Below are 23,506 nucleotides of genomic sequence, written 5' to 3'. Positions count from 1 at the left end.
ATATTTACATGGATTCAAAAACTACTATTTGGCAGCGTATGGGTATACAAGATTGGTTTTTAACTAATGAAAATACCTCCAAATCTAAAAATCAACAAGCACTTACGCCTGATAATGTTTATAATTACGTAATAGCTAAGTTTAACGATTCCATTCGTGAGCTGTCTTTTGCCGATCGTATAGTTTTTTATCATGAATACATTATAAGTTTTAATCCTGAAGATTACCAGGAATTTATGAATAATAAACAAGGCCTTTTTGGCCTTATTGTTAACGAAACAGTCAAAAAATTCTATGAATTATTAAAGCAATATCGTTTAAGCGGTAAAACAGTAATGCCATCAAGTTCAAAATGGGTATTCAGGTTAGTATCGCACCCTGATTATGCCAGCGGCGATATCGGATTTATTGGTAAACTATTGCCGGGGGGCGCAAAAAAGGAAGAAAATCTAAGGGTTACTTTTATTCCGCGGCAAACCGGCATTGCACAAACCTTTGATGTGAGCCAGGAGTTGTTAAAGGGTTTTAATTATTACAGCGAAGGTTATTATGAATTGCCTTATATAGAAGATCTGGAATTTAATGAACAGGGTTTGGATGGCATAGGCAAAAAAATATTCGCGCGTTTTGAAACTATTTTGCCCGAAAAGCAGTTTGCCGGAAAAAAGGTGGAATATATAATGAATGATGATGAAATTATAGTTTCGGGGGAAGAAGAAAGCCGCGAAGATTCAAATATCTTTAAAATACCAACCGAATGGGTAAACTCGCCTCACCTGCAGATCAGGTACAACAAATCGGATGGCAAATTTTACCTGGCATCATACGGCGAACGTACTATTTTAAATGAGAAAGAAGTAATTAAAAGCGATGTTAATTCGCCTTCATGGGTAGAATTGCCTGTAAATTCAAGAATATTATTGAACGGTATTGTTGGCGTTAACCTATTTAAATCATAAGCATATGTCGCAGGTTTTATCAGCAAGTTTATTAGTTATCGTGACCTTGTTATTCATTATTCATTTTTTTGATATTAAAAACTCAGGCAAAACTAATGGATGACCAGTTTTTCGGGCTAACCGATACCGGCAAGGAACGGGAAAATAATGAAGACACCTTTATTGCACAACGGCATGCAAACAACAGGTTTATTATAGCGGGTGTAATAGATGGCGTAGGCGGCTATTCGGGCGGCGAAATTGCTGCTTTGTTTGCCAAAGAAGCTATTTTACAAAGACTCGAGAAACCCTCAGAAGAAATTATCCCAATGCTGATTGACTGCTTTAATCAGGCAAATGAAAAAATACTAACAGAGAAGATACAGGTTAAGGAACATAATAGCATGGCCTGTGTGGCCACACTTGCTTTAGCTGATATTGAAAACAACCAGTTTTATTATGTCCACGTTGGTGATACCCGCCTGTATTTACTGCGCGATGGCTCACTGGTTAAAATTTCGCATGATCAGTCTTTTGTTGGCTATTTGGAAGATTCCGGCAGAATCGATGAACAAACAGCAATGACCCACCCAAAGCGCAACGAGATTAATAAAGCGTTAGGTTTCGAAGCGATGTTAACTCATGACGTTGATTATGCAGAAACGGGCCAATCTCCTTTTTTACCCGGCGATATAATTTTGCTTTGCAGCGATGGGTTAACAGATATGGTAGGGAAGGCAGAAATCACAACTATAATAACTAAAAATAATTCATTAAAAGATAAATGCCAAGAGCTGATAAATACGGCTAATAACCACGGCGGGAGAGATAATATAACAGTTGTACTGGTACAAAACAATAAGCAGTCATTAATTCATGATGTTACAATGCCCGTAGCTATCACTAAAAAAAAAGATGAAAAAGCTGGCCCTACCACAACTGAACAAGTTCAGGATAAACCGATAACCCTGCAGCCTGCACCAGTTGGCAAAAAAACAACTGGCCTTATTACCATGTTAACTATACTGATGCTGATCTTTTTGGTTACAAGTATTTGGTTATATGTGCAACAAACAAATGAGAAAAATACGCTGCCGCCAAAGGCTGTTTTCAAGGTTGCAAAAAAGCGCAACAGCCAGGAAATTAAATTGCAGAATGCTATTGACCATGCAAAAGGATATATAGTAATTATTGAAGATACCGCCTACAAAATGCCTATACTTATTAGCCGGGCTATCCAGGTTAACAAAGACAGCCTTTTACTTAAAGCCAACGGAAAAGTAGAATTGAAAAGCGACCCGGACTATAAAGGCGCTGCGTTTAACCTGGCCGCGCGATGCAAAAGCATGGTATTGGATAGCTTGGTAATCAATAACTTTAATATTGGGGTATTAGCCTTTAATACCTCGTTGTCATTAAAAAACATGCGGTTCATTAATTGTATGGCTGCGCTTGAAAATGTATTTGTTATACCGGATCAAAAGTACATTAATGGTAAGGTAACTGCCGTCCGCTTTAAAGACGACTCATTGCCGGTTACTGGAAAGCGAAAGGTATGGAACAAAAAATAGCATTACCAGCCGGCAGAAAAAAGGAGCGCCTGTTTTTATTAGTCATAGCGCTGGTATTAGGCCTACTTTTTTTGCGCTTATTTTATTTAGAACAGCGAAATTTTATTGATGTAGATAAACGCCTGCAGGATGGCACTATGGTAAACCTTAACGCCCAAGCGCCTGCGAAACATATCTGGTCGCTGTTAGTAAAAGGCTATTACTTTGAAGACAGGCGCGACATAGACCTGATTCAAAGTGTAATTAGTGAGCGCACAACCTCTGCTGCAGGTAAGTTTGAAAATATAGGCGAGTTAAACAAGCGGAAATATAACGTTGACGCAGATGAAGCAATGACCAAGGGAGGTAAATCCTTCAGCGACAGGGTAATTGTATCCCGGTCATTATTAGGTTATACTGGTGAGGACTCCCTGCGTTTTGTGCAGGAAAAGACACATCCGCCGGTATTGCCTTCTGTTACTGATGTTGGTTTGTCTGGTAGCTCTATATCAGGTACTGTATTTAAAATAAAAGTTCCGGTAACAGGTATATTGGTGCGCCTGCAAATGATCTTACCACAGGATAGCACTTATAATGATGAAGAAACCAGCCAGGTTAAAACTAAAGCAGAGAATGGCCCCGGCTATAAAAAGGTATTTGTATTCGGTCAGAACGGGCAATTGCACCTTCAATCGTTAACAGCATTTGCTCGTACAGATGATCAGGGACAATATACTTTTAAAAATTTGCCGGCCAATAAAGCATTCAGTGTTTTGCCCCTGCAGCCGGGTTACCAGTTCGGGCGGTCATTAGGCACCGATAATTTAGATAATAACGAAGTTTTTAACTTCTATCAGTCACCACATACTATAAGACTATTATCTACCCGCGATTTTAATATCCTGAAAAAAGAAAGATCATTAATCATACGCATGCCGGCCGAGTTTAATTTATGGTTCTGGATAATTGCCGTTAGCTTTTTATCCCTTTTTTTTATTACCCACCTGCTGTTCAGCTGGAAATTTCCTTCAGCCGATCAACTGATACTGCCCTTTATCATGATACTAACGGGGCTATCCTTTTTAACACTTTTAAGTTTACAAGATCCTTTGCGCGATCGCTTTTTGGCAAAAGATTCGCTGGTTTATTTGGTGATGGGCTTTATTGGAATGATAGTTATGATGCTGTTTAACCTGCGGCGTTTCACAGTCGACTCTACCCTATACCGCTTATTGCTGTTTAAAAATAACCGTAAAGCCGCCAACGGCTGGCCATGGATCATTATTGCCATCATTTTACTGATGTTAACTATACGTTTTGGTTCGGGCCCTGAGGGAAGCGGAGTAAAGGTAAATTTATTTGGTTTTCAGCCCAGCGAAATAGTTAAATACCTGGTTATAATATTTTTAGCAGGTTTTTTTTCCATTAATGAAAAATTTATCAGTGAATATGCAACTTGGGAAAAAAGATGGTCATTCTTTTCGGTTGCGCTTATTGCAGTTGGTATTACGCTGTTCCTGTTCCTGATGTTGGGCGATCTGGGACCAGCCATAGTAATCTGTTTTACGTTTATTATCCTTTTCTCTTTTTCGCGTGGCGATTTTACATTTATGGCTATAGCGGTAGTGTTTTATGTGCTCATCACGTGGATATTTAAAAATATTTGGATTTCGGCAGCACTAACTGTAGCCATGTTACTGGTGGTAACTTTATTTAAACGCAAACAATTAAGCGAATCGGCTATAATGGCCCTGGTGATTATTGCCGGATTTTTAACCATTGATAAAATACCGCACCTGGATAAACTTATTCCGGGGCCGGTACAACGTTTGGTGGACCGTAAAGCTATTTGGCAGGATGCCTGGGACAACGAGGTGTACGGCGGCGACCAGGTAGCCAACGGGCTATGGGCCATGTCGAGCGGTGGTGTAACCGGGCAGGGTATTGGCCAGGGCTTTGCCAAAACAATACCCGAAGCGCATACCGATATGATCCTGCCCTCCATTGGCGAAGAATTTGGCTGGACGGGTATTGTATGCATATTTATGCTGTTCCTGTTATATTTACACAGAGCCATCATTATCGGGCGGAAAACGGGCACGCCGTTCCTGTTTTATTTATGTGCCGGTGTGGGCGTTTGTACCTTTGTGCAATTCTTGCTGATAGCGGGCGGCTCTACAGGTGCCCTGCCCCTATCGGGCGTTTCCCTCCCGTTTGAAAGTTATGGCGGGTCGTCGTTGGTAGCTAACTTTATAGCGGCGGGTTTTTTACTTTCTGCCTCCACTATAAAAGGTACGCCTGTGCAAATGAGCTTTATTACCAAGCAACAGGATAGAAATCTTGTTCCTGCTTTAATAATGGCTTGTATTGGCATTTTATTGTTAACCGTTAATATATCCCGCTATTTGTTTGATAATGCCAAATGGGTGGTTAAACCATCATTAGTGGCTGATAAAAGCGGCGCCCGTATGTTTAGCTATAACCCGCGTATCACAATTTTAATGAATAAGTTACAGGCCGGAACACTGTATGACCGGGATGGCCGCATATTGGCAACCAGTAATGCTGATCTTATCAAAAAGCAACGAAATTTATTAAATGCATCCGGCCTGCAGGGTTATAACCTGGATTCGGCTATGCACAAGCGCCTCACCCGTTATTATCCGTTTGAAGAACAAATGTTTTTTTGGGTAGGTGATGCTAATACGGCAGTATTTAACGGTAGTACAAACGGCTATTTTGCCGAGTATGAGCACGCTGCAGAATTGCGCGGTTTTAAAATGCCCATAACCAATTACAATACCCACGCCAGTCGTTACCAAGAAGACAGATTTTTACCCCGCGGCATAAAAGAAATGACAGTTAGCAAAAAAGATTATAGCGCCCTGGCCCCGTTACTTATCGCCGGCATAAATAGCACGGCGGTAGATGTATTTAAACAAGGTAACCGTGATGTGCAGTTAACCATGGATGCCCAACTGCAAACAAACATACAAAAATCAATAGCCAGTGACACTTCCCTGAATGATAACCGGGTATCGGTAGTAATTATACAGCCGTCCACGGGCGATGTTTTAGCTTCGGCTGTATACCCTTTACCTCCTGTTCATAACTGGGATCAGCTTACTATGCCGGTTAATGAACAGAACAAATTATCACAATGGGTAACCACCAGCGATCTTGGCTTTACTTATGCCACTCAACCAGGATCCACAGCAAAAGTACTTACTACAATGGCTGCATTTAACAAGTTGGGCTTAGAAGCTGCCAATAAAAAATTTACTGTAAGTACGTATGAACGTATCCGTACGAAAGGAGTTGAACCCGATGAAACAGGTGTAATCACATTGGAAAGAGCGGTAGCTAAATCAAACAATGTGTATTTTATAAAGCTGGCAAATCAGGAACACCTGCAGGAAGATATGGCAACCCTTTATTTAAAAACAGGCATGTTTTTGCACGGCGTAGGTGGCTACTTCTATAATAAGCAACCTGACAATACAACACAGGAAGAAAAATGGCGTGACTTATGGCGCAAAACAGAGTTTAATACAAAACCAAAATATGATCCGAATAATATAAGGCACACAAGGGCCAAAGGCATTTCGGGTATGGCATGGGGACAAGGTGAGCTAATTGCAACACCCGCCGCGGTTGCAAGATTAGTATCGGGGGTGGCTAATAATGGGCAGTTGGTTGCTAACCGCTTTGTTTTAAAAATAAGTGATGCTAAACAGCCTGTTAAACAGAGCATAAAATTGGCTGATGAGCCGCGATACACCACCCTGATTACTCAATATATGATTGAGCAAAGTGCACCAAAGGTGCCGATATTAGGAATAAGCGTGGCCGGTAAAACCGGTACACCAGAGCGTATATGGAAGCAGCAAAGTATAAATGACGGCTGGTATGTTTTTTTTGCTCCAACAGCGAATGGCACGGGGAATATCGTGGTTTGTATACGGATAGAATCAACCAAAGGGTCGGCAGATGCTGTAAGGCTTGCCGGCCGGCATGTTATTCCTTTTTTATTAAAAAAAGGATATATAAAAAGTATGGCCACCCAACCAAAAGAAACGGAATCAAGTTCAAATTAAGAAATTATTATGTTTAACTTATTTAATAAAGGCGATAGCAGATCTAATGACGTAAAAAGTTTACGCAACACATTCCTGCAAGCTGTTAAAGAGCAATTACAAAAGGCCGAAGGTGGCGAAGGGCGCAATATCAAAGGCATAAATTTTTATATATTAGAAAATGTGGCTGACAAACATATATACGAAGCCGCTGTTTACCTTGATGAACAAGATAAATTTAAACAGGAGATTCAACGAATTGCTGATGATTTCGCCCTGGATCTTCCCGCAAATTGGACCCTTGACTTAACTTTCAAATCGGAGTTTCCGCCGGAAGCAATTAGACTGAACGGTCTGGATGCTGCCATCTTTATTCAAACAAAGGATCATACCATACAAAAGCAGGGTGAAGGATATATCAGGGTGCTTGCCGGAGAGGCAGAAAAAGAAGAATATCATATCACCTCAAATGATGGGATTATTAACATAGGCCGGGAAAAGCGGGTGCAGGTTGATGAGGGGTTTTTCAGACATAATCAACTGGCATTTCCTGGCGATAGCGATAAAGAGCCTAACAAATATATTAGCCGGCAACATGCCCATATAGAATGGAACAATGAAAAAGGCTGTTTTATGATCTTTGCAGACGAGGGCGGCATCCCCCCGGGAAATAAAATAAAAATACGTTCAACTAATAATGAAAATTTGATCAAGCTTAATTCAATGCATATCGGGCATCAGTTGGCCGATGGTGATCAGATAATTTTAGGAGAATCGGCAGTGGTAGAGTTTAGTTACAAGGTTAACAATTAAGGGTTCGCCTTATAGAGTGGCACAGGTTTTAACGGCCAGGTTTCTTCATCAAAATCACTGCCCCTGCCCAATATCGTAAAAGAATCCGTCACGATCTCTGTCGTATAACGTTTGATGCCATTTTTGTCTTCGAAGGAACGTGTACGGCACTTCCCTTCAAGGTAGATGAGTTTCCCTTTCCGCAATATTTTCGCAGCTGCCTCCGCAAGCCCGCGCCACGCCACAATATTATGCCATTCGGTTTGTTCTTCTTTCATACCATTTTTATTGATGAATTCGCTTGTGGCTAAGGGAAAACTTACAACGGGGACATTGCCTTCAAGAACTCTCAGATCCGGGTCCTTACCCAGATGGCCTACTAAAATAACTTTATTGATTCCTGACATATGTGTAAAGGTAATGGCGCCATGGTTTAACGGCGGCCTGGTGAATAAGGCAGTCTAAATCAGTAGGAAAAACAAGCGCAGCGCTCTTACTAAATGTAACCCCGGCAGAAGGGATATGTTTGAAAAATTTAAAATTAGCCACAGTCAACATTGTTTGGAATTTTTGTCGCTGCGGTAATAGCGCTCAAACGTATTTAACGACGTTATTGACAAAGTCTGATCGAGATATAATATTTCGATGTCTAGCTAAAGCCGAGACCTTGTATTTGCGGAAAAATATACCACATCCAATGGCTGTTTCCGGCCACTTTTAATTTCAGCTATTAATTATTATCATTTACCCCTTGGTTATATATTCTCATATAAATAACTTTAAATTAATAATTGTGCGTCAAACAATTACTAATTCCAGTTGTAGTTTTTCTGTACCTGTTCAGTTTTTTAATAACCTATTTTAAACAGTCTAAAAACAGATTATGAATATATTTAATACCCAATTTATTTTAAGAGAAAAACGATGGGTCTGGATTGATACTGATAAAGGAATTAGTATACTTTTGGTAGGATTTGGCCATTGTTTAAATGTTTTGCAAAACCATGGATTAGCTTTAAATGATTATCCTTTAATAAACTATGTAAGTGTGTTTTTATATGGTTTCAGGATGCCGTTATTCTTTATAATATCCGGAGTTTTTATATCATCAAGTTTAAAAAAGAAAGGGCTGAATGGTTACGTTTCTTATAGGAGTGATACCATACTGTATCCGTTATTTGTGTGGGGGTTTATAGAAATTTCCTTTCAATTGCTTACAAATAAGTATACCAATAACGGAATTACCGCAATGAATTATTTCAACCTGTTTTTTGATGCCAGAAAGACCGGCCATTTTTGGTATCTGAATGCATTATTTTATATTGGTGTTATTTACGCATTCTTTAAAGCTAAACTTCGTGTTAAGCCCTTACACCAATTACTGTTTGGTTTTCTTCTTTATTTTATTTCGGCCCATATTCATATAAATAATTTATCTGCCGGCTCGTTAACTGATATTTGTGAATACTATATCTTTTTTTCGATAGGTGATTTGATCTCAAGCACTACACTGAATGAAAAAAATGTCAAGCGTTTTTCGTCATTCAAAATATTCTTTCCGTTGCTGGCTATCTTTCTGTTTTTACAGTACCGCTTTGCCGAATATAATCTGAATGGCGGGCCTGAGGGTATTATGTTTGTAGAGCATAAAATGCCTGTCTTCTTTTTAATTGAAGCCTTAGTAGGTTGTACTATCTCTATTAATTTTTCCTTTTTATTACAAAAATATAACGTTTTAAACTTTTTAAGAGTTATTGGCTTTCACTCGCTATATATCTACTGTATGCAAATAATAGTAATGACTATAGCCAGGGTTATACTTGTTAACGTTTTAAAAACAACTTATGTGCCGCTTTTAATTTTTTTGATATGGCCGGCTGGTATTTTTATACCTATACTTTTTTATAATTTTTGCCAGCGCCATAACATGTGGTGGTTATTTACTTATAAAAGACCAAATGAGAAAAAGCTAAATATCCCGCAAGAAATAGAATTAATTCCTAAATCTGCATAAATTCTTGGTTATAATAAAAATATAAAATCTCCCATTTTTAATAAAACGGGAGATTTTATATTTTATTAACATTAACCTGGCTATTAGCTATTGCCCAGCAAAGTGGCAAAAGCCTGTTGGTAATAATATAATGAAACTACACCACCTATAAGGTTGGTACCAGTATTATATTCAATTCGCGGCATTACGGTTCCATTATTCTGGCTTTGTATTGCTACACCATAATTTACAGTACGGTTACTACCAGACCTGGTATCTGTTACTTTATTACGTGAAACAAGTAATGATCCGTTAGTATTACCATTAATAACAATTCCTGAAGCTTTTTGAGTTGACAGTCCGGCGTTTTGAATGTTATTAGAATCAAAATAACCAGTGGTATTGTAAATTGATATACCATCTAAGCGGCTTCCGTTAATAATATTTGAGTTTGCAGTAACACTTGAATAATGATTAAAAGCAATTGCATTGCCCATAGCAGAATTAATAGTATTACCAGTAATAACCACATTAACTAAACCTGAAGTATTTGCCGGATCTGCTACATTTATTGCAGCTGCACTTAACATATTAACACCAGTAATATTTTCGTAAGCGTTGATGGTAAATGTATTATTAGTTATGCCAACGTCGGTATGACCCCAGCAATCAATCTGGCCCTGGTAAATTGTATTGTTATAAATCTTGTGCGATCCACTTCGGCCATCAGCTACAGCGTTTGTATAACCGCCATAGAAAAAGCCCATAGTTACTGCTCTGCGATATTTTACAGATGGGCCACCACGTTCAACCGGACCGTAGCCATCAGAAAAATTAAACAAGTTGTTATATACAGAAATATTTGTAACGGTTTCGTTAACGCTATGTCTTTCTATATCAACACCACCTACTAAATAGCCGTTGCCGTGCACATTGTTATTATAAAAAGAACCAGTATTTGTAGCGCAAAACATAGTTCCTTCCCGATAAATATTAAAAAATTCGCTATCGTGTACATTTACATTATAGGTCATTCTAAGGTTTAATGATGATTCAAAAGTATCGCCAAATAATAATCCGTCACCTCTAAGGTTTTCAAACTTACAGTTCATTACTTCAATGTTTTGGCCGTTATTTATACTTAGCGCATGGCAATATTCATAATCAGAACTAAAGGTTTGACCAAAACTGCTACCATCAAAGTCAATTCCTTGAATAACCACGTTGCTTACGGTTGGCTCGTTCCACCAAGCCTGGTAAAAAATTGACGGTGGGTTATATCTGCCTTGAGATAATTTAATGTGGCAGGTAGCAGGACTATTTCCCATTAAGCCTACACCATTTTTTAATTGTATAATTCCGCTGGTATTGTCGGATCCGCCAATAATATAACTTCCATCCGGGAAATAAATAGCTGTCTTGCCATTTGCCTTAGCATAATCAAGAGCTTTTCTAATAGCCTGAGTGTCATCAGTTACTCCGTCGCCTGTTGCTCCATAGGATTTAACATTAACAGTGTTTGCTGTGTTTGGGGGGGTACTTAAACTTGTTGTGGTTGTTTGTGCGCCAACAGAGGTGGTTTTTGTGTTTGCTGTGGCAAGGTTATTGCTTGTAGTTACTTGTTCACTTTTTTTGCATGAAAGCATGAACAACATTGAAACAGATAAAATAGACAATAGTTTTTTCATAAAAATTCTTAAAAAGGGTAATATTAAATGGGTAATTGAAAAAAATTAAATAACGTTTGTATTAAAAAGTAAACGTTAAAGTGTATTAAAAAATGAATTATTGTATTTAAAAGTGGACAAAATTTTAAAAGATATTTTCTTAAACGAAATTATTTTAATTAAATTTTATTTTTATTTCTTAATATTTTAATAATTAAATAATGATAAATATTTGTACTGGTTTTAATATGCAGTAGTCAATACTATTATTTAAAAACCAAGAATAAACTACATACCTATTTCAATAACATTCGCTGCATTAAACATCAAATGAGTTTGAGTAATTAATTTATCCTTACTTATAAATTATAAAGAACAATGCATTATTGTTTACCGTAACACAAAGCGGTTTAATTTTCATCATTAGTTATTTAAATTAACCTATGGTAAATTACATATAAGTTAATTTTAATAACCTTAACTTTAACCAATAAAGTTATAATGCCCAATATTACGATATACGAAACAAAAATGTTACATCTAAAGAAAATTATTTTTTCTAACGTTAAGTACTGTATCAAATCTTAACTATCATAAGAGGTTTAAAATCAACTTAATACTCCTCCCAAATCACCCTATTATCACTATTGATAATTTTTTTAATTTTAAATACAATAAACGATTGAATTAATAGAACTATTGGCACCTGGTGTGGTCGTGTAAAGTTTATAGAATTTAATAATACAAAAAGGCAGATACATCATATCTGTCTTTTTGTATATATTTTGTAAAGAGCACCCAGATTTACCATTTATGCCCGGGTTAAGTTTTTTTGTAAAACAGAAGTAAATTCCTCAACAAACGGTGGTAAAAGTATAGAGAAATGATCGCCGGGTATTTCAAACAAATTAACACCCTTTTTTGCATATTGCTCCCACCCTAAAAACTTACCATGATCAACATAGTGAACACTAATTTTTGCCTTTAGTAAATATACTTCATCGTTAAATGGTTCAATTTCGTAATTTTTAAATGCGCGTATACGTTTGCTTTTTATTAATTTTTCATCAAATAAACTATGGCCATTTAAGTTTCTGTTTATTGGGGCATCATGGGTAAAATACGTTGACATGCCTGAAATGTTTCCTTTAATTAAATTGGATGATTGTAAAATTGAAGATTTAAGAAAGGTAAAAATCTCTGGATAATGCCTTTTTATTTTTTTAGGTATAAGCTTATATTTATGTTTATATTCTGTCATCCCTGCATCAGCATCAATAATTAATAGCTTTACTTGTTTACCGGCTGCAGCCATCTGCTTCCTCATTTCTACCGCAACATATGCTCCTGATGAGTATCCGGCCAAAAGATATGGCCCTGATGGATTGTGCTGAATAATTTCTTTTATATAGTGGCCTGCAATATCTGCTAAACTTTCAAAAGGCGCGTGTACGCCGTCTAATCCGATAGCTTTTAAGCCATAAAGTGGCTGTTCTCTATCAATATATTTAATTAGATTGCTAAAATTCAGAATGTTTCCACTATCCCCTTGTATAATGTATAAAGGGTCATTGTTTCCTTTAGCTTTAATTGCAACTAAGTATTTATAGTCGAAACTATTTTTATCGTTATCTACATATTTTGCTAAAGCTTTTATATCCGAATATTGATACAAAACATCCAGGGGAAAAATCTTACCTGTTATTTTTTTAAACTGAGATAGCATTTGAACTGCCATAAGCGAATGCCCGCCTAATTCGAAAAAATTATCATGTATTCCTGATATATTTAAATTAAGATTGTTCTTCCATATATTAAATAAAATTTGCTCGTTTTTAGTAGTTGGCTGTTCAACAGATTTCTTTTTTATCAACGTCGTGTCATCCAGGGTCGACAACGAATTTCTGTCAATTTTTCCATTTGAAGTTAAAGGCAATTCTTTTAAATCTACCCATATAGCGGGAATCATATAATCGGGTAGCGTCTTCTTTAAAAACAAGATGACTTTTTCCCGATCAAAGACATTTCCTTTTGGAACTAAGTAGCTCACTAACCGTTTATTCCCGTATTGATCATTCTTGGCAAGTACTACTGCATTAGAGATGATTGGGCTGCTTTTTAGCGCGTTTTCTATTTCTCCCAGCTCAATTCTAAAGCCATTAATTTTAACCTGGTTGTCTTTTCGGCCAATAAATTCCATATTAAGGTCAGGCAGCATTTTGCCCAGATCACCGGTTTTATACATCATCCCTCCGGCTTTCTGATTAAAAGGATCGGGTATAAATGAAGAGTTGGTTTTTTGAATATCGTTAGCATATCCACGGGCCACCCCTACTCCACCAATATATAAATCGCCAACCACATTAATTGGCACCGGTTGCAAATGTTCATTAAGGATGTAAAAGAAGTTATTATCTATTGGCTTACCATATGGAATACTGTTACCAATTTTTGAATTTTCATCAACTATAAAATAATTCGACCAAACAGTTCCCTCAGTTGCGCCGCCAAGACTTACAACATTTGCTTTAGGGAAAAATCGCTTTATGTTTGATGGCAGATCAACCGGAATCCAGTCGCCACTTAGAAAAACTGTTTTAAGGCTCAGGCAACTATAATCACTTCTTTCTTTTTCCAGGTTTTTAATTAAATATTCCATAGTAGTAGGAACAGAGTCCCAAAACGTTATTTTATGCAGAAGTAACATATCCTGAAGAGTCTTAACGTTTTGAATTTCTCTCTTTTCGGCGATTACAAGCGTGCCACCGGCAGCCAGCATTCCAAAAATGTCATACACAGAAAGATCAAAGCACATTGATGTAACAAACAACAATTTATCATTAATATTTACATTGAATTTTTTATTAACCCATAAAACCAGGTTAACGGCAGAATGATGCTCAATCATTACACCCTTTGGTTGTCCTGTAGATCCGGATGTATAAATTGTATAAGCTAACTGTTTGCTACTGATGATTATTGACGGATTTGAATCATCCATATCATTAATAACATCTAAATCCGTCCGGATGTAATCAGATACATTAATAATATCTTTCATCGGGTAATCATCATCAGCAATAAGCATTTTTGCCGATGAATGATTATAAATATAATGCTGCCTATCAACAGGGTAATTATGATCAATGGGCACATAAGCCCCGCCGGCTTTTAAAATTCCAAGCATTCCAATTATCATATCGAAATTCCTGGTAACCAATAACCCCACATTATCTTCAGGTTTCAGGCCTTTTTTAATTAGATAGTGTGCTAATTGGTTAGCTTTTTTATTCAGCTCATTATAAGTTATATAATTTATTCCTTTTAAAAGTGCAATCGCCTGGGGATTATGTATCACCTGTTCCTCAAAAAGATTATGAATTGCTTTATCTTTTGGGTAAGCAGTAATAGTATTATTAAACTCATAAACTATAGAATTAAATACTGCTGACGTAAGAATATTATAAGACCCGATTTCGACTGTAGGATTTGCTACAATTGCATGTAACAACGTAACAAAATTCTCTTTAAAAGCTGTTATATATTCTTCATCTGATATAGCCGGATTATAGAGTATCGATATTTTAGTAAACGATCCTGTTTCTTTTAATATTAATCCAATGTGAAATAAATCAGCCCGGGTTAAAAGCTTATTTACAAGTGCATTGGTATGAGTTACATTATCTTGTTTATTTAAAACAGATTGAATTATATATACCGATTTACAAAAATCAATACTAATTTTCTCTCTTGAAGATGCAGCTTCGTTAAAAGTATTCTTTTTTAATTTGTCAGTATCAATAGCTTCTGAAAGTGCAAGTTGCTGGCTTTTTAAGAAATCTAAAAAAATAGTCTGACTGATTAATTGAGTACTATAATTTTTAACATTAATACAATTATCTTCATCATGCTTAATATTTTTATCTTCTATTAATATCTGGTCAAAAAAAATATTTTCCTGGCCGGTATATCTCAGTAAAAGAATATTAAATGCTGCAATAAAGAAATCATTAATTGTACAATTTTCTTTTTTGCATAATAACTTAATAGCGTCTTTTAAATTATTATCTATATAAATATCAAGCATGGCATTAAATATAATGTAACCGGTTTTATGTAATTAAAGATTTAAACTAATGTTTCATGAGTGTTATCTCATCAATTAATCCTTTACAAAATAGTTAAACGTTGTAGTAGCTCCTGCCGAGTTTACCAGGGTGGTTACCGGCCCTAACTGTGTTCCTTTATAAGTTGGGTATAAAGAAAGCGGGCCAGCACTGCTTTTTGCCACAACTTTTATTGAATCGCCAATAACCGGGGTGAATGGATATTCAAATGTAGTACCGGCGCTTTGGTTGCCCTGTTGAAAAGCATTAAAGCTGGGATTAGCGGCATTGGTGGTTGTTACAGAAACCGTGTAGGATGCATTTACGTCGGTAACAATTACGCGAAATATATTTTTTTTAAGATCGTAATTAGCTGCAGTTATTTCGTCTGAATTTGTAGCCGAAACAGTTGCTTTTTTACATCCAAAGGTAAAAATGGCTAAAGTTAGCGTTGTAGAAATAAAAATCTTTTTCATAATGTAGTTGTTTTTATAATAAGTAGTTGTTAATATTTAGTTGTTAATATTTTATAAAATCATTAAGTGAACTTATAATACTTTCTGATGCTACCTGGCCGATACTGCTTCTTGGTACCACCCTATTTGGCCACATCTGGCGAAATTTATATATCAATTCATACTCATCATAAGCTACATCAACATATCCAAGCATATCCATTTGTTTAGTGGTACCTAATTGATGCTCGTTTCTATGTTCTTTAAATTTTGCCAGCCTTGGCATTACTATTATGGGCTTTTTCTTAACCAATGCCGATATAATTGTCCCCATGCCCGCATGGCTAATAATTAATTGTGCATCATCAATATATTTGGCAAAATCTGATGGAGATATAAAATCTAAAACATTAATATTTTTAGCTTTATAATTTGAATGTAGGGCTTGAACTACAAAACAAGTGCTTGGAAATTCAGCAGCAATGTTATCAATAGTTTTAATTAGCCTGTCAAATGGCAGTTGAGTACCGGCAGTTACAAATATCATTGTGAGTAGTATTAAAATTTTTAATAAGTTTATTTGATGCTACAATATGTTACCACTATAAACAATCTTAGGATTTGATAAATGTTCCCACTGCGTATATACTCTATCAGCCAGCCAAAGAGCAATTACGCCGCTTAATGAAAGTTTGTCAACATTGGCAATACTATCAATCCATATAGTTTTAACCCCTAAAATTTTCCCTACTACAATTCCTAATAAGCCGGGCGCTGCACCGGTTGTAATTATTACCTGGGGCCTCAATATCAATATGAATCCAAAAACACTAACAATACATTTTAATAATTTTAAAATATTATTACGGTTAGCATCAGGCACTGTATGGAATTTATAATCCTTTACAGTATTACTTAAACTGGCTTTATTAGAAATAAATGTTACGTTTTTCCCTTTAAACAAAGGCATAATCCTTAAAAGTTCAATCCAATGACCACCAACTGAGGCTATGGCCAATATATGCGCCTCACGCTTTTCGAAATTAAATTTCACGAGTGGCATAATAGCTATACAGATAATTCTGCTGAAAAGAAAGCCACAAACAACAATCAGGCTATAGATAAAAACACAATGCGGTGGAAATGTCGGGTTAGACCTTAAAAGAAGATAAATTGCTAACAGGTGAAATACTATGGTTCGCCAGGTTGCTTTATTTATATCTTTAAATTTATAGACTGTATATTCACTATATAAACGAAATATATAAGTGCTTAAAAACCAAGTTATCCATGTAAATATTAAAGCTTTAAATATGCTGTATTTAGTAAATTCAAAACCATATTTAGTAGTAAAATGATAACTCGCATATAGACAAACGTTCAATAATATAAAGTCGCTGAATGCAAGTAAGAGTCGGGCTAGTGTTTGTTTTGTTGTGAGCATTTTATATTCATTTTAAATTAATTCTTGAAGTGTATTCAAAATCAATGCCAATGAACATAATTTATTAATCAACAATTAATATTTAGTTGAATTTAGAAAGCAATATTTATATAAAGTGCAATAAATATCTCTACGATAAATTTTTTATTGTATTTTATAAATAAATTTAAGTTTAGCTTACACAGGGGTGTATAAAATATTATACGTTTAAAATAAATTTGGGGGATTTTAGGACAGACGATATAATGCCCGGGCAGATTGAAAAATAATTTCTAAGTGTTCTTTATACACCATAAAACTAAACTGCAAAATTAAAAAACAACACAAATAAGATAGATTATTAAACCAACAATTGCATTAGCAATAATAACGCTTATTACTATTACCGCTGTTGACGTCTGTCTTTTAGGTGCAGGATCTTGCTCAGCATTATCGTCTATGAAATGGCTTGTAGTCCTTTTCTTATACTTTTGAGCAAAAAAATTAAATGGGCTTATAATTCGCTGTTTCAATCTTGGTAAATTGAAACAAATTTAAAATAATAATTTATTATTATCAATTTTTAAATAAAAGAACAAAATTATATATCTCTTTTATATTAAAAATTGATACAATTATGCTGATTTTATTTTTATTGATGAATAATATGAATTATCATAACCGTAGCCATAACCATATCTTTTATTACTTACACCATTAAAAATTAGATGCATCTGCGGTATTTTACCTTCTTCATGCAATTGATTTATGAATTTCAATTCGGATTTTTTAGTAAAACCTTGTCTAACTATGTAAAGTGTAATTTGAGCAACGCGCGACAGTATTAAAGCATCCGCTACAAGGTGTACCGGAGGGCTATCAATTAATATATTATCATAAGTGTTTTTTAGTTCATTTATTAATTGATTTAACTGTTCACTTTCTAATAGTTCTGAGGGGTTAGAATCTACAGATCCTCCGCTAATGATATCAAGAGAGGGAATAATTTCTGATGGCCTTATGATGTCATTAATGGTGGCCTTATCCAAAAGATAATCAGTTATACCGGGATGCTCTTTTGATAGTTTAAAAATTTCGGTTAGTTTAGATCTTCTCAAATCTAATTCTAAAACAATTGTTTTTTTACCTGTTGACGCAAGAACTATTCCCAGGTTACTGCTTATAAAACTTTTTCCTTCTCCTGATACACTTGAGGTAAGTAAAATAACTCTTGATTTTTCATTTCTATCCGTTAAATAATGCAGTTTTGATCTTAACGTTCTAAATTGCTCACTTATCAAACTGTTATTCTTATTATTAATAACAATTGGATCTTTGGATGTATTTTTATTAATTTCATTTAATATCTGCAGCTTAGTTTCTTCCTCAATTTCTTCCGGATTAATAATAGCATTATTTAATTTTTCTTTAAAGTAAATAAATGCCATGGCCAAAACCAGTCCTAAAAGAAAAGCTGCTGCATAAACAATACTCTTTTTAGGCCATTTTAAAGGACCGCTATAAGCATTGTCTAAAACTCTATAATTTTTTACGGTTTTGGCATAATTTAAAGATACTTCTTCACGCTTTTGTAATAGATATATGTACAAATTTTCTTTGATTGACTGTTGTCTTTTTATGCTCAAATATTCTCTTTCCTGAACCGGAATGTTGGTTATAGAAGATTCAACATGCGAGTTAACCGCCTGCATTTTATTTTGCGCATTTAAAAGCGACGATTTAATGTTTTGTACATTTTCTTTTATAGAAGCCCTGGTAGTTTGAATTTGCCTGTTAATTTGCTCAAAATCCGGATTAGTTTCAGGGGTAGTTGCCAACATTTGCTCCTTTTGTAATTCTAATTGAGATAGCTTTTCAATTGAGCTAACTAATGTAGGATCGGCAATACCAATAGCCGCGGGCGCTTTACCTTTATTACTCGGGTTATTAATATATTTTTCAATTCCGTCAACTATACTTAATTGTACATTAATTTCATTTAACCTTGCATCGTTTGCCTGCAAATTATCCAGGTTATACTTAGAAGTAGATTCAATGTCTGTTAATTGATTTGAACTTTTAAAAGTTGCTATATTTTTTTCAGAATTTGTTAAATCACCGGTTAAAGAGGCTAATCTTTGGTCAATAAAATTGATTGTACTCTTTGTTTCTTTGGTTTTTTGTTGCACTTCTGCATTATCATAAACATAAATTAAATGGTTTAGTATGTCTTTGCCTCTTTGTACAATATTATCATTAATAGTTAAATCAACAGCTGATGCAAGTTTATCTTCTAAAGTGGCATTAATTGATTTTTGATATATAAGTGCAGCTTTTTCCGGATCAAGTAAGGCTACCTTGATATTTGCATTTTTAAAAAAACCAATATTAGGTGTAGGTACCAGCTTCCATGTACCGATATCCGAAGTTACATTGGTATTAAATTTAAATCCTTCAAGCTTGTCATTCGCATTTTTATAAAAAAATGCCCCCGTATCTTTTATAGTAATGTTTACTTCACGTTTATCATCGGTAAAATTGGGGTTGAGCTTAACCATGATAAATTTAAATGGAAGTGATGTATATAATTCTTTATAGGCAACCCCCTTTTTTACTTTATAGGTAGTAGCCAAATTTAAATCAGTTACAACTTGTTGTATCAGGTTTGTTGCCTTTAACTTCGCGATTTCGTTTTCAGTGATTTCTGATGTACTTGGCAAATCTATTTTATCCAATACAGACTGTTGTTGTTGCGTATTTTGATTATTATCCTGGTTAATTAATAAAGAAGCCTTTATCTCATACACCGGTTCGGCAAAAAGAAGATATACAAATGCAACTGATAGCATAATAATTACTGCTATAAAAAAAATGTACCAGTAATGCTTATAGTTATTTACAATGTTTTTAAAGTTGACTGTATTGTCTTTTTCTTTTTCGATTGCAAAAGTTGATATCTGTGTGAGATTATTCATTGATAAAAAATATTAATATGAGCGGGAAACCAGGATTGCAATAATAGAAAGCCCGGACAGAATTAAGGTTGCAGCACGGAAACCAGCATCGTTTACCGAAGCAAATTTAGATTTACCGGGTTGAACATAGATCTGATCATTATTTTTAAGATAAAAGTATGGCGACTCCATTAGTTTCTTTGAAGTTAGGTCAAGATGAATGTATTTACGTTCGCCATTTTCAAACCTTATCAAAAGCACATTTTTACGCATTGCGGTTATATTAAGATCTCCAGCAAGGCTTATTGCTTCTGTAATAGATGTTTGTTCGTTTTGTAAAGTGTAAACATTAGGGCGCGCAACATCACCGTATACAGATATTTTAAAGTTTAGAATCCTGATATTAACAACGGGGTCTTTGTAAAAGGTTTGTAAAGCAATGCTTAATTTGTCTCTTATTTGAGATGTTGTAAGGCCGGCTACCTGAAAATCGCCAATTAAGGGAAGATGAATAAATCCTTTTTCATCAACTAAATAACCTATAACCGGATTATCTGGCGAAGTATTATAATTATTGCCATTTGCTCTGGTTAAATTATAGTTAAATATGGACGACGATTCCGGATTTCTGCTGGTAACATTAATGCCTAAAACGTCTGTAGGTTGTATTTTTAATTGAGCATAATTATCAATTTTTTCTTCTGATGCTTGTGTACTTTCTAAATCTTGAAAATAAGGAATATTTTTATAAGGCGTACATGATGTAAACAGCAAAACAAATAATATTAATAAATTTAAAATGGAAGTTTTTGGAGTGATCATTGAATGGGGCTTTAACAATTAAACATTTTATTAATAAAAAACATTAAAATTCTGTCTTAACAGTTATAGAAATATTCGGATAGTTTTATCCATAAATTTCTATTAATGACAGGGATAGTTAATAAATTAATTTAGCGGCTTTTTGTTTTATCAAAATGAAATTAATTTTCTACTAAAGAAACGACATATTGAAATATTATTCAGAATAGCCCATCCTGAGTTTATATTTCTGATAAATTTTCTTGTTTTTTGTAAGAAACAAAAAACTCAATACTATGATCCATGCAAGTAAAAACAAAAGATAAGGGTTTACAATATTGCTTGAATAAATATAAGTAAAAACAAAAATTGCGCTTACCATATAAAATTTAATTACTGATTTTAAAGATGTTATACCTCTTTTTATAAGGACAACATCCTGCGAAATATGGAATACAAAGAATGATGCGAATATGGAATAATTTACAACGCTTAATGACTTTATAAAAGTTAGTCCGATTAAACATATTGCAAAATTTATAATTAGTGCTATAGTATTAAAAAGCATGTCTAATTTTTCCAGGTTTATTGTAATTAACATATTAGCCTGCAGTAAAGCTGTAGGGAAAACTAAAATTGTTAAAAACATTTGCCTGGTGTATTGGGCATTACTTATATAATTATTTCCAAAAACAAGTGGGATTAATTTTCCGGAAAAAGAATAAATAAATGTATAAGACAGTAAACCGAATAGTAAATAATACAGATGTACTTTTTTATAAAATGTTAAGAATTCGCGCTTATCATCTTTGGCATATAACTTTACAAGCAACGGAAACACAGAGGTAGAAATAACAACGGGTAATGTTTGTGCTATAGAAAATACTTTAAATGATATTTCATAATTGGCCACATCAAAAGCGGTTAGCATTTTTGAAATAACAATGTTTGCCAAACGCCAGTTAATAATTGAAACACCGCCAATAATTATAAACGCCCAATTTAAAACCACCAATCTTTTAATATCAGCATAAAATATTTTAAACTTAATAAGAGATTTTATGCTTACAGAATTTGATGATCCAACGGTTAAAAACAGGTTAAGTGTTAAAAATCTTATCCCTAATATTATTAAGGATAAAGTAATAATGCTAAATGGATATAAGAATAAAATACAGGCTGCCAGGAACTTTAAAAATGTTTCTATAGTAAGAATAATAAAAGTGTTCTTTTGTTCGAGCGTGGCAATATTTAAACATTTTATAGCATTTATTAAATTATCAAAAATTACATTTGCACCTAAAACTATAATTAATAACCGGGTTAATTTTTCGTCATAAAGGAGGTAGGCAAGCAGTATATTTATTATATAAAATACAACACCAAAATAAATCTGCATTTTTAAAAACCTACTGGTTAATTCATCCTTATTTGTTGAACCAATAAACTCACGTATAAACCATTGGCTAAGGCCCATAGTAGAAAATGCTGTTACCAACTGATATAATGCCCAGGCAATTATATATTTAGCAAAAATTTCGGTAGTGTACTCTCTTGCTAAGATTACAAAAAATAAACTTAAAAAAACGGTTTGAGAAAACTGGGACAGTACACCCCAGCTACTGTTTTTAATTAAAGTGCTCTTAAATAATTGGGTTATATAATTTATACTTAAGTGGTATATTTTCATTGACTCTTTAAGTTTTACTTATGCTTAAATAGCTATTTCTGTATGAAAAAAATTTAATTAGCAGATATTTGCTTTATCTTATTTATATAATCAGCAATCATCTTATCATAAGTAAACATTGCTTCGTAGCGTTTTCTGCTATTTTTTCCCATCCTTAAATATTCATCTTCAGGAATATCAACCAAACTATTTAAGGTATTAGCCAAATCATCCCAATCATTATTAAGCAGTATGCCATTTACACCTGGTATGCCAATTTCTGCATTGCCGCCAACATCATTAACTAAAAGCGGTTTACCATACAGCGTACCCTCTATTAAAGAAATGGGTAAACCTTCCTGCTTTGAATAAAGCATTAAATAGTCTGAATTGGCAATAAGCTCATTTGTATTATCTACAAAGCCAAGGGCAAAGAAATTATTTGTATGGCTACATTTATCCTTTAATTTTTCATAATCCGGGCCGGTGCCTGCAAAATGAATTTCTATTTTGGGCGATAATTTATTACCTAAGCGTTCAACAATTTCTAATTGCCGTTTTACTCCATTTACCCTTGCAGCATAAACAATTTTTATTTTATCCTTTTTAGTGGTTGTCACAGTTACATCAGCTGCAGTGGCCTGCTTAATGCCATTATATATTAGCTGTATGTTACGCTTTTTTAGCCCAAAGTAATTAATCAGGTTTTCTGTAACTTTTCCGGAAATAGAAATAATGTTATCGGGAAAAAAAGACACCCTTTTTAATGAATTATATACATTATGGTGCACATATAAAAACCTGGTATTTAAAAAAAACACTCGTTTTAATATCATTAAAATAGTCATGGCATTTCTGCCATGAACAATAATGATCTTGTTATTTAAGTGCAATGGGTTTTTGAGCCTAATATATTCAGACTTAGAAATTTTATACTTAGGATGCAGTTTATCATATTTTATAAATCCTAACACTTTGGCATTATATTCATTTTTTATTCCTTCATGAATATCCATTAATACTTTTTCCTGTCCGCCGTAAAGATCCAGGTCTATCGCTGTTGAGAGTATTTCTACTGACAT

16 protein-coding genes are annotated in these 23,506 nt (G+C 34.5%); 5 read left to right on the top strand and 11 right to left on the bottom strand.

Going from position 1 to position 23,506, the window contains the following annotated elements:
* Positions 1–8: 8 nt before the first annotated feature.
* The 4 genes from JWR23_RS06945 (at position 9) to JWR23_RS06930 (ending at position 7,377) form a co-directional block, all read left to right on the top strand.
* On the top strand, positions 9–959 hold the full coding sequence (locus JWR23_RS06945) for a hypothetical protein (protein WP_299514651.1): 951 nt from the start codon (positions 9–11) through the stop codon (positions 957–959).
* Between the two features lie 68 nt (positions 960–1,027).
* On the top strand, positions 1,028–2,509 hold the full coding sequence (locus tag JWR23_RS06940; protein WP_299514649.1) for a protein phosphatase 2C domain-containing protein: 1,482 nt from the start codon (positions 1,028–1,030) through the stop codon (positions 2,507–2,509).
* Positions 2,494–6,585: an FtsW/RodA/SpoVE family cell cycle protein gene (locus JWR23_RS06935; protein WP_299514646.1), complete on the top strand. Its 4,092-nt coding sequence runs from the start codon at positions 2,494–2,496 to the stop codon at positions 6,583–6,585. Before JWR23_RS06940 ends, JWR23_RS06935 begins: the two co-directional genes overlap by 16 nt.
* Before the next feature lie 9 nt (positions 6,586–6,594).
* On the top strand, positions 6,595–7,377 hold the full coding sequence (locus tag JWR23_RS06930) for an FHA domain-containing protein (RefSeq protein WP_299514643.1): 783 nt from the start codon (positions 6,595–6,597) through the stop codon (positions 7,375–7,377).
* On the opposite strand, the gene JWR23_RS06925 is transcribed toward JWR23_RS06930, so the two are convergent.
* Positions 7,374–7,763: a single-stranded DNA-binding protein gene (locus tag JWR23_RS06925; RefSeq protein WP_299514641.1), complete on the bottom strand. Its 390-nt coding sequence runs from the start codon at positions 7,761–7,763 to the stop codon at positions 7,374–7,376. The two genes, JWR23_RS06930 and JWR23_RS06925, sit on opposite strands and share 4 nt — an antisense overlap.
* A gap of 242 nt (positions 7,764–8,005) precedes the next feature.
* On the bottom strand, positions 8,006–8,050 hold the full coding sequence (locus tag JWR23_RS06920; RefSeq protein WP_299514698.1) for a hypothetical protein: 45 nt from the start codon (positions 8,048–8,050) through the stop codon (positions 8,006–8,008).
* 189 nt (positions 8,051–8,239) lie between these two features.
* Here JWR23_RS06920 and JWR23_RS06915 point away from each other — a divergent pair, with 189 nt between their 5' ends.
* A complete protein-coding gene (locus JWR23_RS06915; protein ID WP_299514638.1) occupies positions 8,240–9,370 on the top strand; it encodes an acyltransferase in 1,131 nt (376 codons plus the stop codon).
* Between the two features lie 83 nt (positions 9,371–9,453).
* Here JWR23_RS06915 and JWR23_RS06910 read toward each other — a convergent pair whose 3' ends face one another.
* The 9 genes from JWR23_RS06910 to JWR23_RS06870 form a co-directional block, all read right to left on the bottom strand.
* The gene (locus JWR23_RS06910; RefSeq protein ID WP_299514635.1) at positions 9,454–11,037 is read right to left on the bottom strand and encodes a glycosyl hydrolase family 28-related protein; all 1,584 of its coding nucleotides are present in this window, start codon (positions 11,035–11,037) and stop codon (positions 9,454–9,456) included.
* A gap of 790 nt (positions 11,038–11,827) precedes the next feature.
* A complete protein-coding gene (locus JWR23_RS06905) occupies positions 11,828–15,103 on the bottom strand; it encodes an amino acid adenylation domain-containing protein (protein ID WP_299514632.1) in 3,276 nt (1,091 codons plus the stop codon).
* A 75-nt stretch (positions 15,104–15,178) separates the two neighbouring features.
* On the bottom strand, positions 15,179–15,598 hold the full coding sequence (locus JWR23_RS06900; RefSeq protein ID WP_299514630.1) for a hypothetical protein: 420 nt from the start codon (positions 15,596–15,598) through the stop codon (positions 15,179–15,181).
* A gap of 43 nt (positions 15,599–15,641) precedes the next feature.
* Positions 15,642–16,124 carry a glycosyltransferase gene (locus JWR23_RS06895; RefSeq protein WP_299514628.1) on the bottom strand — a complete coding sequence of 161 codons (483 nt, stop codon included), beginning with the start codon at positions 16,122–16,124 and terminating at the stop codon, positions 15,642–15,644.
* A 39-nt stretch (positions 16,125–16,163) separates the two neighbouring features.
* Positions 16,164–17,021, bottom strand: coding sequence for a hypothetical protein (locus JWR23_RS06890; RefSeq protein WP_299514626.1), 858 nt, complete (start codon positions 17,019–17,021; stop codon positions 16,164–16,166).
* 614 nt (positions 17,022–17,635) lie between these two features.
* Positions 17,636–19,975, bottom strand: a complete 2,340-nt coding sequence (locus tag JWR23_RS06885) for a polysaccharide biosynthesis tyrosine autokinase (protein ID WP_299514624.1) — start codon at positions 19,973–19,975, stop codon at positions 17,636–17,638.
* Positions 19,976–19,987: 12 nt separating this feature from the next.
* Complete coding sequence (locus JWR23_RS06880; RefSeq protein ID WP_299514621.1) at positions 19,988–20,776, bottom strand: polysaccharide biosynthesis/export family protein; 789 nt, start codon at positions 20,774–20,776, stop codon at positions 19,988–19,990.
* Between the two features lie 196 nt (positions 20,777–20,972).
* Positions 20,973–22,445 carry an oligosaccharide flippase family protein gene (locus JWR23_RS06875; protein ID WP_299514619.1) on the bottom strand — a complete coding sequence of 491 codons (1,473 nt, stop codon included), beginning with the start codon at positions 22,443–22,445 and terminating at the stop codon, positions 20,973–20,975.
* A 53-nt stretch (positions 22,446–22,498) separates the two neighbouring features.
* Entirely contained in the window at positions 22,499–23,506 is a 1,008-nt protein-coding gene (locus JWR23_RS06870; RefSeq protein WP_299514617.1) for a glycosyltransferase family 4 protein, read from the bottom strand.

This window comes from Mucilaginibacter sp. (genome assembly GCF_028288205.1).
GTDB lineage: Bacteria > Bacteroidota > Bacteroidia > Sphingobacteriales > Sphingobacteriaceae > Mucilaginibacter.
Note: the sequence above shows the minus strand (reverse complement) of the source record. Positions and strands in the feature narration are given on the sequence as shown.